The 16,562-nt window shown below is 40.5% G+C and carries 12 protein-coding genes; 9 read left to right on the forward strand and 3 right to left on the reverse strand.

The window, feature by feature from the left end:
• The first annotated feature begins 581 nt into the window (after positions 1 to 581).
• The 9 genes from AACU33_RS08040 to AACU33_RS08080 all read left to right on the forward strand — a co-directional run bounded on the left by AACU33_RS08040 (position 582) and on the right by AACU33_RS08080 (position 13,501).
• Entirely contained in the window at positions 582 to 1,871 is a 1,290-nt protein-coding gene (locus AACU33_RS08040; protein WP_096588013.1) for a proton extrusion protein PcxA, read from the forward strand.
• Between the two features lie 22 nt (positions 1,872 to 1,893).
• Entirely contained in the window at positions 1,894 to 2,682 is a 789-nt protein-coding gene (locus AACU33_RS08045; RefSeq protein ID WP_096588014.1) for an SDR family oxidoreductase, read from the forward strand.
• A 146-nt stretch (positions 2,683 to 2,828) separates the two neighbouring features.
• Positions 2,829 to 3,206, forward strand: coding sequence for a response regulator transcription factor (locus AACU33_RS08050; protein ID WP_096588015.1), 378 nt, complete (start codon positions 2,829 to 2,831; stop codon positions 3,204 to 3,206).
• Positions 3,203 to 4,624 carry a sensor histidine kinase gene (locus AACU33_RS08055; RefSeq protein ID WP_096588016.1) on the forward strand — a complete coding sequence of 474 codons (1,422 nt, stop codon included), beginning with the start codon at positions 3,203 to 3,205 and terminating at the stop codon, positions 4,622 to 4,624. The genes AACU33_RS08050 and AACU33_RS08055 overlap by 4 nt, the downstream gene beginning before the upstream one ends.
• 146 nt (positions 4,625 to 4,770) lie before the next feature.
• Positions 4,771 to 6,186, forward strand: coding sequence for an NAD(P)/FAD-dependent oxidoreductase (locus tag AACU33_RS08060; RefSeq protein WP_096588017.1), 1,416 nt, complete (start codon positions 4,771 to 4,773; stop codon positions 6,184 to 6,186).
• Positions 6,187 to 6,244: 58 nt separating this feature from the next.
• Complete coding sequence (locus AACU33_RS08065) at positions 6,245 to 6,760, forward strand: DoxX family membrane protein (protein ID WP_096588018.1); 516 nt, start codon at positions 6,245 to 6,247, stop codon at positions 6,758 to 6,760.
• Positions 6,761 to 6,795: 35 nt separating this feature from the next.
• Entirely contained in the window at positions 6,796 to 8,352 is a 1,557-nt protein-coding gene (locus tag AACU33_RS08070; protein WP_096588019.1) for a GMC oxidoreductase, read from the forward strand.
• A gap of 191 nt (positions 8,353 to 8,543) precedes the next feature.
• Positions 8,544 to 9,857: a P-loop NTPase fold protein gene (locus AACU33_RS08075; RefSeq protein WP_096588020.1), complete on the forward strand. Its 1,314-nt coding sequence runs from the start codon at positions 8,544 to 8,546 to the stop codon at positions 9,855 to 9,857.
• Positions 9,858 to 10,060: 203 nt separating this feature from the next.
• Positions 10,061 to 13,501: an nSTAND1 domain-containing NTPase gene (locus AACU33_RS08080; protein ID WP_096588021.1), complete on the forward strand. Its 3,441-nt coding sequence runs from the start codon at positions 10,061 to 10,063 to the stop codon at positions 13,499 to 13,501.
• A gap of 76 nt (positions 13,502 to 13,577) precedes the next feature.
• Here the strand turns inward: AACU33_RS08080 and AACU33_RS08085 are convergent, their stop codons facing one another.
• The 3 genes from AACU33_RS08085 to AACU33_RS08095 form a co-directional block, all read right to left on the reverse strand.
• Positions 13,578 to 14,171, reverse strand: a complete 594-nt coding sequence (locus AACU33_RS08085) for a hypothetical protein (RefSeq protein ID WP_339375844.1) — start codon at positions 14,169 to 14,171, stop codon at positions 13,578 to 13,580.
• A 27-nt stretch (positions 14,172 to 14,198) separates the two neighbouring features.
• Positions 14,199 to 15,398, reverse strand: coding sequence for an HhoA/HhoB/HtrA family serine endopeptidase (locus AACU33_RS08090; RefSeq protein WP_445291783.1), 1,200 nt, complete (start codon positions 15,396 to 15,398; stop codon positions 14,199 to 14,201).
• Between the two features lie 136 nt (positions 15,399 to 15,534).
• A complete protein-coding gene (locus AACU33_RS08095) occupies positions 15,535 to 16,548 on the reverse strand; it encodes a mechanosensitive ion channel family protein (RefSeq protein ID WP_096588023.1) in 1,014 nt (337 codons plus the stop codon).
• Between the last annotated feature and the right edge of the window lie 14 nt (positions 16,549 to 16,562).

Consider the following 16,562-nt stretch of genomic DNA (forward strand, 5'->3'; position numbering starts at 1 on the left):
TTTTTTTAATCAAATGGGATTTCTATAGATGAAATAATCTATACCAATCGCATAAATAAGATAGTATTATCCAGCATAATTAAAATCTTCTAGAGTTCATGTCACAGTAATGACACAAAATTTACATATTAAATACATGGGATTGAAATACAAATTTAATAGATTTTAAGTAAAGCGTGTTAAAAATTTATACTACATACAAAAAACTGAGGTGTGATTCATGACTTTCCGAGACTCATAGACTGAATCAATTTTTTATGAATGACAGCTAACGAGAGATTGGCTTTGCAAATCAGAATCTAGAACATCTTATATCTACCTACAGGCGTAATCTATAAATTTGATTTACTTTTATAGTAGTAAACTTACTCTTAATTCCGGGATTATATGTAATCTAAACCCTAATAAAAATTCCTATATCTTGTACCTAACCCTCTCATAGGTGTACACTCAAAGTTAAGAACTTATATAATAGAGCCACTAAAATGGATGATTGTTTATAACTTTTGTCACTTAGCTATTAATCTTGGCTTCACTTAGATGTACTACATTGAGTAAATATATAGATAAAAATGTCGGCAATGAAAGCTTCATTCTTTACAAAAAACACAGGTTTGTTACGCCAAAAAATCAAAGACTACATCATCAAAGTTAAACAATGGTTGAAAGATACGCCAGAAAGAGCGCTCTTAGAAGCATACGAGGCGGCTCAAATAATCAGAAACATCGAAATTGAGCATTTTGGTAGCCAAAAGATTTCTGCTGCTTCAGCAAATTATACCGAAAATGTGATGTCTTATTGGCAAGGGTATCTACAGAAAAACCTAACTATTATTAAAATTAGGCTAGCAGAATATCGTTTAAGTCGCTCCATGTTGGATGCTTCTGAAAATACTATTTTAGAAAAGCTACAGTTTATTGATGAAGTGATATCCAAGTATACTCCCAAAGATGAACTAATTATTAGCAGTGACATAGTGCCTATTTCTGAGCCACTACGAATCGAGCGTAATGAAGTAAAGCACCAAGTAGATTCATCTAATAATAATACGAAACTTCATAACGTTCCCCCTATCAGTCAAAAAACTGGATTTTTACCTCGCTCTATAGGTAGAACAATTAATAAAATAAAAGCCGATCTATCTCCACAAGCAGAACAACAATTTGTTAGAGATTACCAAATTTCCCGAAAGCGGACTAGAGTTGCCATAAGATTTTTCTTAATTTTAATTCTTGTACCTCTGTTAACTCAGAATTTATCTAAGCAAATAATAATAAATCCTCTAGTAGAAAGATCTAGAGGCGAAACAACTCAAATCTTTCTCAATACAGACATGGAAGAAAAAGCTTTGAGTGAATTGAAGAGTTTTGAGAATAGGCTGAAATTGGAAAGTTTATTACATAACACACCAACACTTTCTGCTGAAGGAGTTCAAGAACAAATTCGTGATAAAGCTCTTGAGATAGCTGAGGAATTTAGTCATGAAAGTAACAATGCTATTAGCAATGTATTTGCTGATGTATTGTCACTAGTTGCTTTTGCTATTGTAGTTGCTACGAGTAAAAAAGAAATCGTAATTGTCAAATCCTTTATAGATGATATTGTCTATGGTCTGAGCGATAGTGCTAAGGCTTTTTTAATTATTTTGTCTACAGATATATTTGTCGGGTTCCACTCGCCGCATGGATGGGAAGTACTGCTAGAAGGTTTCGCCGAGCATTTGGGACTACCAGCTAATAGAAGTGCAATATTTCTGTTTATTGCTACATTTCCTGTAATTTTAGATACTATATTTAAATATTGGATATTCCGCTACCTCAGTCGTTTGTCTCCTTCAGCATTAGCTACTTTTAAAGAGATGAATGAGTAATTGATTATAACTGTATAGACCAATGCTATTTCTCGATCGAGTTGTTTGGATTACCGGAGCATCATCTGGTATTGGTGAGGCATTAGCTTACCAATTTGCTCGTCAAGGTGCAAAGTTAATTATCTCATCAAGAAGAGAAGAGGAATTACAGAGAGTCAAACAAAATATCAGTAGCGAATGCTTGATTATACCCTTTGATATCGCAGATTATATATCAGCAAAAAAGGCAGTAAATACGGCGATTAATTATTATGGCAGAATTGATGTGTTGGTAAATAATGCAGGTATTAGCCAACGATCTTTAGCTATTGATACCCAAGCAATAGTAGATAATAAGATTATGGATGTCAATTATTTTGGTACGATCAATCTGACTAAAATGGTTCTGCCATCTATGATCGCTAATGGTAGCGGACAAATTGCAGTAATTTCTAGTATAGCTGGAAAATTTGGCTTTCCATTACGCTCGGCTTATGCAGCTTCAAAACACGCCTTGCATGGTTTTTTTGAAACATTACAGTTGGAATTAAAGGCTGAATCTAAAATTTTTATTACCATCTTGTGTCCCGGAAGAATTAAAACTGATATCTCGCGTAATGCTCTAAATTATGATGGTAGTTTTTATGGAAAAATGGATGAAGGGCAAGAAAAAGGCATGGCTGCTGAAATTTGCGCTCAAAAAATGGTGAAATCTATTTATCAAAAGAAACGAGAAGTATATATTGGTGGCTCTGATATTTTGTTAGTGTATTTCAAAAGATATTTACCCTCGTTATTCTATTGGATAGCTAGCAGAAGCAAACCAACCTAAAGTCAAGTATTGTCTCAGGCTGATAAAGGTAAATTACTTTCCCCTAAACTTGCTCAATCAAAATTCTTACCTAAGAAAGATGACAATGTATCCAAAGTTACAAAAAATGATAGTTATCAAAAGTTGTCCTTAATTAAAAATGTAAAATGCCACACGTCTTACTCGTGGATGATGAAGCAGCCCTACGTGACAGTCTCACCTATACACTACAAAAAGAAGGCTACACAGTAAGCATAGCCGTCGATGGGCATAGTGCGATCAAACAGTTCCACAAGGAAGTACCAGATATAATTTTGCTGGATTTGATGTTACCAGAAGTTAGTGGCATGGAAGTTTGTTGGCGCATTCGAGCTTTTTCCAATGTACCCATCGTCATGCTTACAGCTAAAGATCAGGATGTAGATAAAGTTTGGGGTTTGGAAGCAGGTGCAGACGATTATGTGACTAAGCCTTTTAATACCCGTGAATTGCTAGCGCGCATCAAAGCTGTATTGCGTCGTCGTTTGGAGGAGACGCCTTCATGAAAGGCTTCTTCCCGCGGATTAAATTAAATACGATTCATGCCAAGCTGTTAAGCACATACTTGATGCTGACAGCTTTTGGAACGTCACTGCTAGCAGGTTATATCTTGTGGTCGTTCTACGATTATTTCATGCGATCGCGACAAGCAGATTTAGATAACTGGACGAGTGCGTTAAGTGAAAGTGTTGCAGATGCGCTAGAAGAACAAGATATTCCCAGAGTCAAATTACTCGTGCAACGGTATGGTGCGCCACAAACTGTAACGCTGCGTGTTTTTAGTCAACAAGGTGTTCTAATAGCTACTTCTGACCCAAAGTTAGACTCTCAAGTTAAGGACTGGTTCCACGTTCCAGGAATGCGACAAGCTTTACAAAATGATGTCGCACAAGGAGTCGCCAAAGGAGTTTTATCAAAGGAGGATCGTCTCTACATCGCTAGACCGATTGAGCGCAAAAATCAACTGTTGGGTGTAATCAGAATGTCGATGACGCTGGCGCAATTTCAGCGACAGTTTGCGCGGGTATTTTGGAGTGTTTTAGGAACTCTAGCACTGACGATTCTAGTGTGTGCATTCATTAGCAGTCGCCTGGCGCGCAGTCTCTCGAAACCGATTGAAACTATGCAAAACTTTGCCATTCGCTTAGGTGGCGGTCATTTTGGCGATAAGCTAACGATTCATGAGAACAATGAGTTGGATCAATTAGCAGCAGAACTCAACCGTATGAGTGCAAGGTTAGCTTCCCTAGACCAAGAGCGACGGGTATTTTTAGCTAATGTTTCTCACGAATTGCGTACTCCGATAAGTAACGTTCAGGTGACAGTAGACGCACTCAAAGGAGGAGCTTATGAAGAACCAGAATTACGCGATCGCTTTTTTCAAACTATCGAAAACGAAACCAAACGTTTATCACGATTAATTCACGACCTCCTAGATTTAGGTCGTTTGGAAGCGGGAGTTACACAACTCGAACAGCAAACTATTTCACTTGGCGGTTTAATTAACCGTGCTGTCAATGCAATTGAACCGCGAATGCAAGCTGGGAAAATTTCTCTACAGGCGAACGTAGAGAACCTCACAATCCAAGGCGATCCAGAACGGTTATTACAGGCGATTCTCAATTTGTTAGATAATGCCATTAAACACTCACCAGCTAACTCGCAAGTATTTATTTCTGCATACAGCAAAGGAAAACAAGCTGTTATTCAAATTCAAGACCAGGGACGAGGGATAAAAGAGAGCGATCTACCCCGAATTTTTGAGCAATTTTATACAACAGATCCCGCACGCAAAGGTAAGGGTAACGGTTTGGGGTTAGCAATTACCAAGCGAATTATTGAAGCTCATCAAGGTAGTATTACAGCTACTAGTCTCCCTAATCAAGGTGCGACTTTTACTATCTGCTTGCCTTTAAAAGGCTAGACAAATCTGAATTATTGCTGAGAAAGCTGTGAAAATTACGTTGCAAATTCCCTTGAATTTCTCAGCCAAGCTTTAGCTGTTCATAACCTAAGAGTTGCTACCTACCGCGATACTGAGAGCAGTTAACAAAAGCAACTCATACACCTATGCAGCAAGCGTCTCATCCCACAGTCATCCTAGGTGGTGGCTTTGCTGGACTGTTTACAGCTCTGCACCTCAGCCAGCAAAATTACTCACAACCAATTATTTTAATTGAACAGCGCGATCGCTTCAGTTTCAAACCGTTGTTGTACGAACTACTTAGCGGCGAACTACACAGCGAACAAGTTTACCCACGCTACAAAGAACTTTTGGCTGGTAGTCGTGTCACCTTTGTGCAAGATACGGTGAAATCGATTGATTTAAATCAACGCAAAGTTACCGTCGCTTCTGGCGAGGTTTTTCACTATGGCAACTTGGTGTTAACACTGGGTGGAAAAACAACTTATTTTAATACTCCTGGTGCGGCAGAATATGCTATGCCCTTGACTTCGGGTGCAGAAGCGATCGCACTCAGAAAACACTTGCGCTACAGACTGCATCAAGCAATCCAAACTCAAGATGCAGCACGTCGTCGGCTATTGCTAACCGTCGCCATAGTTGGCGCAGGGCCCGCTGGTATTGAATTAGCTTGTACCTTGGCAGATTTATTACCCATTTGGTACGACGAATTGGGCGGTGATGCTGATGAAATTCGCATTGTCTTAGTCAATCGCAGCCGAGAAATCCTCAAAGGAGATGTAAATAGTCATTTGCGCTGTACAGCCCAACGGGCGCTGAAAAATCGTGTAGTTCCTGTTGATTTCTTATTTGATGCGGCTGTCACTAAGATTCAAGCGGATGGTATCGAGTACCAACAACAAGACAAAAACCAACTTTTGCCAGCAGGAACGATCGCGTGGACTGCGGGAACTGCTCCCAACCCTTTGTTAATGGAGTTACCAGTCAAAAATAATCGCGGGCGGCTAATCGTAACACCGACATTACAACTTCCTGAATTTCCAGAAGTCTTTGCAGCCGGAGATTGCGCCACAAATAGCGACGCTCCCCAACCACCCACAGCCCAAGTTGCTTATCAACAAGGAAAAGCGATCGCTCACAATCTCCAGCGGATCGAGGAAGGTAAACCAGCCGTACCTATGGCAATCCAAATGCGCGGTACTTTAATGAAACTCGGACTCAACGAAGGTGTTGCTAACTTGTTCAATAAAGTCCAGATTAAAGGCCAGCCCGGTCATTTCCTGCGAGAAGCAACATATTTACAACTGCTGCCAAACTCTGCACGTAACCTCAAAGTTACAACAGAATGGCTCACCGACGAATTATTTCAGCGTCATCGCTCCATTACTCATATGCAACTCGGACAAACCCCTTTACTCTCTGGGATTGCAACCGTTGCTGCTGGCGTGATTTTGGCTACTCCTCTCGTCTGGCGCGCTGCTCAACCGACACAATTTCAACAAATCTTCAGTTGGACAGGCGTACCAACCCTACTCAATCACCTTGCACCGCCTTCTCGATAACTTCTCTACGCCTCTGCAAAAAAAATTCAAACCACAATTTCATCCTCAGGAGTTCATCATGAAATACCTACTCAACCTCCGGACTGCTATTACTGTCAATCGCATCACAATGGGCTTGTTCTTCTTCCTTTCCGGTATTGCTAACTATCTCAACTTCAGTGTTCCCAACGGTTTCTACCAAACAGTCCTTACTCAAAAACTCCAAATCATCGGCCCGGGAATTCCACCGGGATGGGAAGGGATCGGCCCTCTACCTTGGTTAATCGCAATTCCCTATGCCTGGTTATTACCTTTAGCAGAAATTTTGCTAGGTGCATTATTTGCGCTTAACTATTGGGTGCGGTGGACAGGGCTACTACTCATACTGATGACTTTTAGCATCATTTTGGCATTTGGCATTATACCTGCTGGTAGTTTGTTTCCTAATGCAGCCGAGAGTTTTAACAAAAATATTCTCTTCATGACTTTAATTTGGATCTGCATTGCCTACGAAGCTCACGAACAGAAAATGAGCCGTCGTCGCGCCCAAGCCGCAGCTGATTATACTCTTAACCCTTCTAGCAACGATATGTAATAGCTCACGCAGAAACTTTTACTTGGAGAAAATTCGTGAATACTGCACACTACGATTTTATTATCATTGGTACTGGCGCAGGTGGCGGTACGCTAGCTTATCGTTTGGCTCCCACTGGGAAAAAAATTCTCATACTGGAACGCGGTTCTTTTTTACCTCGTGAGAAGGCAAACTGGGATACAGTTGAAGTTTTTCAAAAAGACCGCTATCACACTAACGAAGTTTGGTACGACCAAAAAGGAAATGACATTCATCCCGGTACGGGTTACTTTGTGGGTGGTAATACTAAAGTGTATGGTGGGGCGCTGTTTCGCTGGCGAGAACAAGATTTTGAGCAAGTAATTCACAAAGGTGGGATTTCGCCAGAGTGGTCGCTGAAATACCGCGATTTTGAACCCTACTACACTGAAGCCGAAAAGCTGTATGAAGTACATGGTAAAAGGGGATTAGATCCAACTGAGCCAGCTGCAACTGAAGATTATCCTTATCCTGCGATTCGTCACGAACCGCGTATTCAAGAGATTCATGACTCTTTAAAAGGTGAAGGTTATCATCCGTTTTATCTACCACTTGCTATCAAGCTAAATGAAGTGAATCGTCGTTTGAGTGCTTGCATTCGTTGCAACACCTGTGATGGATTTCCTTGCTTAGTCGATGCAAAAGCCGATGCAGATGTGAATTGTGTGCGTCCAGCGGAGCAGTATGATAATGTCACCCTCATCACTGAGGCTAAGGTAAAACGACTACACACCAGTTCCTCTGGGCGAGAAGTTACTGCTGTGGAAGTGGAAATTAATGGCGAAATTGTTTTCTTTTCTAGCGATATTGTGGTGGTTGCTTGTGGCGCAATTAATTCTGCCGCTTTGTTATTGCGTTCGGCTAACGATAAACACCCTTATGGATTGGCGAACAGTTCCGATCTCGTGGGGCGAAACTTAATGAAGCATCAAAACGGAGCGATTATTGGAGTTAGTTTAAAATCTAATCCAACTTCGTTTCAAAAAACCTTAGCAATCAACGATTTTTACTGGGGTGATGAAGATTTCGATTATCCAATGGGTCATGTGCAGTTACTAGGTAAAGTAAATGCAGATACGATCGCCCAAGAATCACCATCAGTTCTCGGTCTTTCGTTTCGAGAGCGACATACATTTGAAGCGATCGCCACTCACTCGGTAGACTGGTGGCTAACTGCGGAAGATTTGCCCGATCCCAACAACCGCGTTACTCTGCGCAATGATGCAGTACAGTTGCATTACACCGAGAACAACACCGAAGCCTACAATCGACTGCTGAATCGCTGGACGCAAGTACTGAAAATGATTGGTTGTGGCGAAAAAATTATTCCCGCCTCCTTTTATTTTAAGAAAAAACTGCCTCTGCAAGGTGTGGCGCATCAGTGCGGTACTTGTCGCTTTGGCGAAGATCCCAAAACTTCAGTATTAGATCTTAATTGCCGCACTCATGACATTGATAATTTATATGTAGTAGATGGCAGTTTCTTCCGATCTAGTGCTGCTGTTAACCCTACCTTGACAATTATTGCCAATGCTTTACGTGTAGGCGATCGCCTCATAGAACGTATGGCTTAATCATAGTAGTACCCATTCAAATAATGGTTGCGACACATATAAATTATGCGTAAGGGCAAAATACTGTTCCTTACCATTTTCATCTTTGCTCTACCAACGCAGGTCTAAATACATGAAAACTGCTGTAAGATTTCCCTAGCCGCCTACGCTCAGGTTTATCACTTGAGAAGGCTGATTTTGGGTGAATTGTCATGAAACTGGATTTACAGAAGTTTTTTCAGGCGTCCAACCCTAGCAAAACTTTGGTTGTTAGCAAACCAGAGGATAGACAATATTATATTGATTTTTCTAAAGTGCGGGGTGCGAAGATTATTGAGGAATTAGGGCGAACGATCGCCCGACTTTCACCAGAAGAACCTACCTGTCAATTATTTACTGGTCATATTGGTTGTGGCAAGTCTACAGAATTACTGCGGCTAAAAGCAGAATTGGAACAGCAGAATTTTCATGTAGTGTATTTTGAATCTAGCCAAAGCCTAGATATGGCAGATGTTGATGTTACAGATATTTTATTAGCGATCGCGCGTGAGGTCAGCCAAAGTCTAGAATCAATAAGAATTAACATCAAACCGGGATATTTTCAAAATTTATTTAAAGAAATTACCGATTTATTAATGACGCTGATGGAACTTTCGGAAGTTGAACTTTCGGCGGGAATTGCAAAGATAACTGCTAAAACCAAAGATAGCCCTAAATTACGGAGTCAGTTGCGGCAATATTTAGAACCGCGCACCAATGGAATTTTAGAAGCAATTAATAATGAATTACTCAAACCTGCTAAAGATAAACTGAAGGAAAAAGGTAAAGCCGGACTGGTGGTTATTATCGATAATCTTGACCGAGTTGATAATTCTTTGAAGCCATCGGGTTATTATCAGCCTGAATATTTATTTGTGGAACGCGGCGAACAGTTAAACCAGCTAAAGTGTCATGTTATTTATACAATTCCTTTAATATTAGTATTTTCTAACGCTTTGGGCAGGTTAACCAATCGCTTTGGCGTAGACCCAAAAGTTTTACCGATGGTTCCGGTAAAGTTACGAGATGGTTCTGATTCTCAACGGGGAATTACATTATTAAAACAGATGATTATGGTGAGAGCTTTTCCTGGTGTTAGTTGGGAACAAAGCCAAAATTTAAATTTAAACTTAATTACTCAGGTTTTTGATAGTCCAGATACATTAGAAAGAATTTGTCGAGTTAGCGGCGGACATCTGCGTAACTTGTTGATGTTATTGTTTCGCTGTCTGCAAAGAGACGACCCACCAATTTCGCGTAATTGTGTAGAAAGCGTAATTAAACAACGCTGTAATGAGCTAACTTTAGGCATTACACCCGATGAATGGCAATCTTTGCGTGAGGTAGCGCAAGCTAAAAGCTTTAGAGGACATGAAAAATACGAACTTTTGCTCCGCAGTATGTTTGTATTTGAATATCGGGATGAGGATGGTTCATGGTTTGATATCAATCCAATTTTGGCGGAGGCAAAAGAATTTCGATTATGAATGATGTATCACACTCGTCCATTTTGAAACCTGGAGTAGTGCGGGCATCTTGCCCGCTACGAAGAGCAGGGAGCAAGATGTTCCCACTACACCAGCAGGGAGCAAGATGCTCCCACTACTTTTAAAACTATGGTTCTCAAAATAGATGTGGTTTATATCACAAATGTAGGCATTGCCCATCCTACTAAATAAATCATTATGTTATGAGTCATGAAGAATCAGAAAATATAGAAGTTGAAAACGAAAGGTCATTGCGAACGCTGGTAAGAGCAATTACCCTTTCTCAAGGTGAATTCTCGCTCATCTTCTTACGCTGTAATTATGATGCTTTGCGTCAGCGTATAGTCAAACGCATTCACGAATTATCTCCCGTACAAATTCGCGAAATTACTTTACCTAAATCGGTCAGAACGCTTTACACGGCTATTAAAGCAGAGTTGGGAGATGAACAACCACCAGCATTGATGGTTTTTGGTTTGGAATCGGTTAAAGATATTGATACAGTTCTAACTGCTGCTAACCAAGTCAGGGAAGAGTTTAGAAAAAACTTTCCTTTTCCGACTTTATTGTGGATTAATGACCAAGTTATGCAAAAAATGATTCGGTTAGCAGCAGACTTGGATAATTGGGCGACAACAATTCGGTTTATTAATCCTACTAATAATTTAATAGAGTTTCTGCGGCAAAAGACTGATGAGATATTTGCTGGTGATGTTATTCCGAATCGACAGATTTGTTGGGAATTAACAACTGTTCGTCAAGATTTGCAAAGCCGCGATCGCGTTTTAGATCCAGATCTGCAAGATAGTCTAGAATTTGTACTTGGTTTACACGATTATTTACATGACAGAATAGATTCGGCTTTAGAATATTATCAGCAAAGCTTGGGGTTTTGGCAACAAAGCGATCGCTTAGAACGGCAAGGTATATTATTAGCGCATATTGCTTTAGCATATCAACGCCAGGCTAGTATTGATGCGGTAGAAACTCAAGAATATTGGCAAGAAGCGAGAAATTATTTTCAACAAGCTATTGTAATTTTTGAAGAAGCACAAAAACCAGATCTAATTGCTGAATATATTAGTAAATTGGGTGAAGTGCTGCGAAGTTTACAAGCGTGGAGCGATCTACAAAGCCTTGCAGAACAATCTCTAATACTGCATCAAGATTATGGTACACCGCGACAGCTAGCTCAAGATTACGGTTTTTTAGCAGAAGTAGCGTTACAGCGATCGCATTGGGATGAAGCACAGCAATTTGCTGAACAAGCACTAGAAGTATTAGCTAGCTGGACAGAGATATTAAACGTCATTGCAAGCAACGCAAAGCAATCTCAACCCACCCACAACGAAACTAATCAATCTCCTAATGTCATTGCGAGCGAAGCGAAGCAATCTCCGCCCACTCGCAATGAGGCGACATCACCGGAGATTGCTTCACTCCACTTCGTTCCGTTCGCAATGACAGCATTACGATATTTAGCGAATGTACCCAATCTACAACCTTATGAGCGTAGTTTTTACCTGTTTCTCTTATCACGTGCGCAACGGGTTTTAGGACAAGTAAAAGCAGAAATAAGCACCTTAGAACTAGCAAAATCTGAAAGTAATCCGCAGTTTGACCCGAAATTATATATTTCTATTTTGGAAAGATTGCGCGAACTTTACTTTGAACAAGCTAGATATTTAGATGCATTTCATCTCAAGCAAGAGCGATTACAAATTGAACAGCAATATGGTTTTCGTGCTTTTGTTGGTGCATCTTATCTTAACCCGCAGCGACAAGCAATTAATCCAGCACAGATACAAGCAGAAAATGCGGAAACCATTGCTCAAGAAATTGCAGTTTCTAGCCGAGTTCAAGATGTGCGACGGTTACGCGAAAGAGTTAGCAGTACAGAACATAAATTAACTGTAATTCACGGACAGTCGGGAGTCGGGAAAAGTTCAATTTTACAAGGGGGATTAATACCAGCGTTGCAACAGCAACCGATTGGTGAGCGAGATGCTTTACCAATTTTGTTGCGAAGTTATACAGATTGGCTGGGGATGTTGGGACGCAACTTAGTAGAAAGTGTTGAGAGATTGCGGGGAATATCTCTACATTCCCAGGAAGATATATTAGAGCAGTTACGCAACAATGAACGACGGAATTTATTAACCGTTTTAATATTTGACCAGTTTGAAGAGTTTTTCTTTGTTTATAAAGACCAAGCTCAAAGGCGACCTTTTTATGAATTTCTGCGCGTCTGTTTAGATATCCCTTTTGTTAAGGTAATTCTGTCTTTGCGAGAAGATTATTTACATTATTTATTAGAATTAGACCGATTATTTGATTTAAAAGTTATTAATAATAATATTCTCGATAAAAATATTCGTTATTACTTGGGTAATTTTTCACTCGCAGATGCGAAGACGCTTGTGGAGAGTTTAACGGCGCGTTCACAATTTTATTTAGAGCCTGGGTTGATTGAGCAATTAGTGCAGGATTTAGCAGGGGAATTGGGGGAAGTCCGTCCAATTGAGTTACAAATTGTGGGGACGCAACTGCAAACAGAGAAGATTACAACATTAGAACAATATCAGCAGGTTGGTACTAAAGAAAAACTGGTTGAGGGATTTTTAGAGGAAGTAATTACAGACTGTGGTGCTGAGAATAAACGTGTTGCACAACTGGTTTTATATCTACTCACAGATGAAAATGGGACTCGTCCCCTGAAGACTTATGCGGAGTTAGCAGCAGAGTTAGAACCATATGTGCCCACAGAAGTTGACAAGCTGGATTTAGTTTTAGAGATTGTTGTTAAATCTGGGTTAGTGTTGCTGTTACCAGAATCGCCCACTGACCGTTATCAATTGGTGCATGATTATCTTGTGGCCTTTATTCGTCAGCAACAGGGAAGTGAGTTGTTACCCAATCAACTCGCAAACCAATTTTTGGCTATGAGTCACGGAATCCGCACACCACTGAGTTCTATTATCGGTTTCACCCACTTACTTTTAGCCCAAGGTTATGATCCTAATCGGGAACGCCACCAAGAGTACTTAAATATTATTCAATCTAGCGGTAAGCATTTATTGAAGCTAATCAACGATATTTTGGATATTTCCAAGATTGAATCTAACCAGCTGGAAATGCAATGGGAAACAGTCAACGTGCCAGCGCTATGTAATAATGTGTTGGCTTTGGTGAAGGAAAAAGCTGCTAACAAGGGTTTGAAATTGCTATTAGATTTAGATCCTAATGTCACAACTATAGTGGCTGACCCCTTGCGACTCAAGCAAATGCTGTTAAATTTACTCTTTAATGCCCTAAAGTTTACCACTATTGGAACTGTGGGTTTGAAGGTTTTCATCAAAGGTATATTTGTGCATTTTACGGTTTGGGATACTGGTACTGGCATCTCTAAAGAAGACCAAACCAAACTATTTCAACCATATTTTCAAATTACTCAAAGTGCAGATAATCACCAAGAAATAACTGCTTTAGAATTAGTAGTAACTCAAAAATTGGCAGAAGTTCACGGTGGCTGTGTACAAGTAGAATCGGAAGTTGAACGCGGTTCTAGCTTTACAATCATACTGCCTCTGACACCAATGGGTAAACAGCCCGGACGGCAAAACCATCGCCACCGTCTCAACTGAGAATACGCCGCGGTTGTGGCCTGTGGAAAATTTAGATGAGTTGTTGGTGCGGGGTTGTAGGTGGTTGCAATTTTATTTAAAGAATCTGAATGTGAATTTGAGTGAGAGCGACAGGCATCTCTGCGATGATCTCAAGGTAGAGGGCAGAAGGGAGGAAATGAGGGAATAAAGGAAGATGATTTATGATGAGTACGTTCGTCGTAGATTTTGCCTGAGGCATCGCCTGTGATATTTTTTCAGTCAGTGCGATCGCATTCACCGTAAGTCGGGTTAAGTTAGGGAAAATCCAGCAGCATAATACCTCAACACGACTCTGAAGTACTTCAAAACGACTCCAAAGTACCTCAAAACGATTCCGAAGTACTTCAACACAACTCCGAAGTACCTCAACACGACTCCGAAGTACTTCAACACGACTCCGAAGTACTTCAACACGATTCCGAAGTACCTCAACACGACTCCGAAGTACCTCAACACGACGCCGAAGTACTTCAACACAACTCCAAAGTACCTCAACACGATTCCGAAGTACCTCAACACGACTCCAAAGTACTTCAACACGATACCAATTTGAAATTATGAAAAGTGCGATCGCTTTTTGGGTGTTGTAGGTGGTGCGAAAATGCGATCGCCTTTGTGAGTGTAAATTGCAAACATGATGTAAAAGCACAATACCTAATACCCAAAACCATGTAAGTTAAGACTGGATATTATTTTGAGATGGTAACGGTTCAGGTTTTACCGTAAATTGTAAGTTCTGCCCGTTGCGTAGCACTTGGATTTGTAAGTTATTATTTAAGCCATTCTTTTCCAGAACCTGCTGAACTTCTTCAGATGTAGTAATCGATTGATTGTTCATTGATTGAATAATATCTCCAGCGCGCAATCCAACTCTGGCAGCAGGAGAATTCGGAACAACACGAACAACCAGAATTCCTCGGTCTGCGGTAATGCGGATATTACTGTTGGGATAATTATTGATTCTTTGTTTAACTTCGGGTGTTAGCGTTACCATTTGAATACCTAAATAAGGATATTCAACTTTGCCTTGAGTAATTAATTGCTGTGCGATTCGTTGTGCTGTATCTATAGGAATAGCAAAGCCAATACCTTCAGCACCTTGAATAATTGCTGTGTTAACTCCTATCACTTGACCGCGAGCATTTAAGAGTGGCCCGCCGGAATTTCCGGGATTAATGGCTGCGTCGGTTTGAATATAGCTACTAGGTCTAGTGGAAAGATTTAAGGAACGGTTAATTGCGCTAATGACACCTACTGTTACTGTTTGTTGTAAACCTAAAGGATTACCGATCGCGATCGCCCATTGTCCTGGTTTTACAGAGTCAGGATTTGCTATTTGTACTGCTGGTAAGTTATTCCCAGGAATTTGCACCACTGCAACATCTGTCACTGTATCTTGCCCTAAAACTTTACCTTCAACAGTACGACCATCAGAAAATGATACTGTCACCGTATCTGCATTGTTGACAACATGAGCATTGGTGAGAATTCGTCCATTGGGATCGATGATAAAACCAGAACCTAAACCGCGTACTACGCGTTCTTGAGGCTGTGTTGGTAAGTTTTCGCCAAAAAAGCGTCTAAAGAATGGGTCATTCAACGCATCAGGTAATTGTGGTGCTTGGCTTTTGATAGTTCGGGATGTATTAATCTGCACTACAGACGGTTCTACTTTTTCGACAACTTCAACTACAAAATTGTTATCCTCAGCAGTTGGCGTCAGTGGGCGTGGGCTTTGATTTTGTGTTTCACTAACTGTAGGTGAAACAACAGTTGCAGAGGGAGCTTCTCTAGTTAATTCTCGCGAACAGCTACTCAAAAATCCTACCATTATGCCGCACAAAGGTAATAGCATACGCCCTTGTTTGGCTGACATTACTCTTAGCGATTTACCTAAATTTGCTCTAGTAGATTTCTCTTGATTATGCATATATTTAGCCTTCATGTTTTTATTGCCAATTACAAAAATTGTTTAAATTAAATGTATCTATGACTTTCGGAAATAAAGTTATCTATGTCTTGCCGTTACCATCTTGGGGGGAGCGCACTTGAGCTAGTAACCTGAGCGAATCACTGATGCGGCGAGGTTTTGGTACTTCACCTTTACCAGATGGCCAACCCTCGCGCTGACGAGAGCGTAGACGCGGAGCGGCTTGTCGCCAGACATCGCCATCTGTCTCTTCGGTCTGGTCGTGGAATAAAATTTGTTGTGTGGGATAAGGTAAATCAATACCGTTAGCAACGAGCTTTTTCTTAATTGCAGATAGTACTTTATCTCGCGAGGCTAAATCATCTGCCCTGCGTGGTGGATGAATCCACCAGCGCACGCGAATGTTGACAGTGCTTTCGGCTAATTCCATAACCAATGCATCTGGAGCCGGGTCTTTTAAAACTTCGTTGACGCTATCTATTGCCTCTAACATCAACTGCTTGGCTAGGTCAATATCATCGCCGTAACCAATGCCGATATCGTACTCTAATCGCCGATTATCAAAAGCAGTATTAACTGTCACCGAATTGGTAAATAATTCCGAGTTAGGAATCACAATCCGCCGACCATCATAGGTTTTAATTGTTGTTGCCCGTGTTTGAATATTTTCGACAGTTCCCTCAAAATTTTTGAATACTATTTGGTCATCAATTCGGAAAGGTTCAGTCAACAAAATTAAAATGCCAGCTAAGAAGTTTTGCAAAATATCGCGGAAGGCAAAACCAATTGCTACACCGCTAATCCCCAACAGTTGCACCAAATCACCCGCCCTAAATGTAGGAATCACAATCGAAAGGGCAATAAACAACCCAATTAAAATTGTTAATCCTTGCGCTAACCTTCCTAGTACTAATCCTAAATTACGTGCATAACGATGGTTGCGAGTTAACCGTTTAACTATGGCTTTAATTCTGCTAGCAACAAACAAAAATATCAGAAAGACAATTACCGCTAAAACTATATTAGGTAGCAAAGCCATGAAACCATCGCTCATGCTTTGAACTTTATCCCAAGCTGTGGATATTCCTGAATTCATGTAGTTTCCTTACT

The sequence above is a fragment of the Calothrix sp. NIES-2098 genome (assembly GCF_963875125.1).
Classification (GTDB): Bacteria; Cyanobacteriota; Cyanobacteriia; order Cyanobacteriales; family Nostocaceae; genus Aulosira.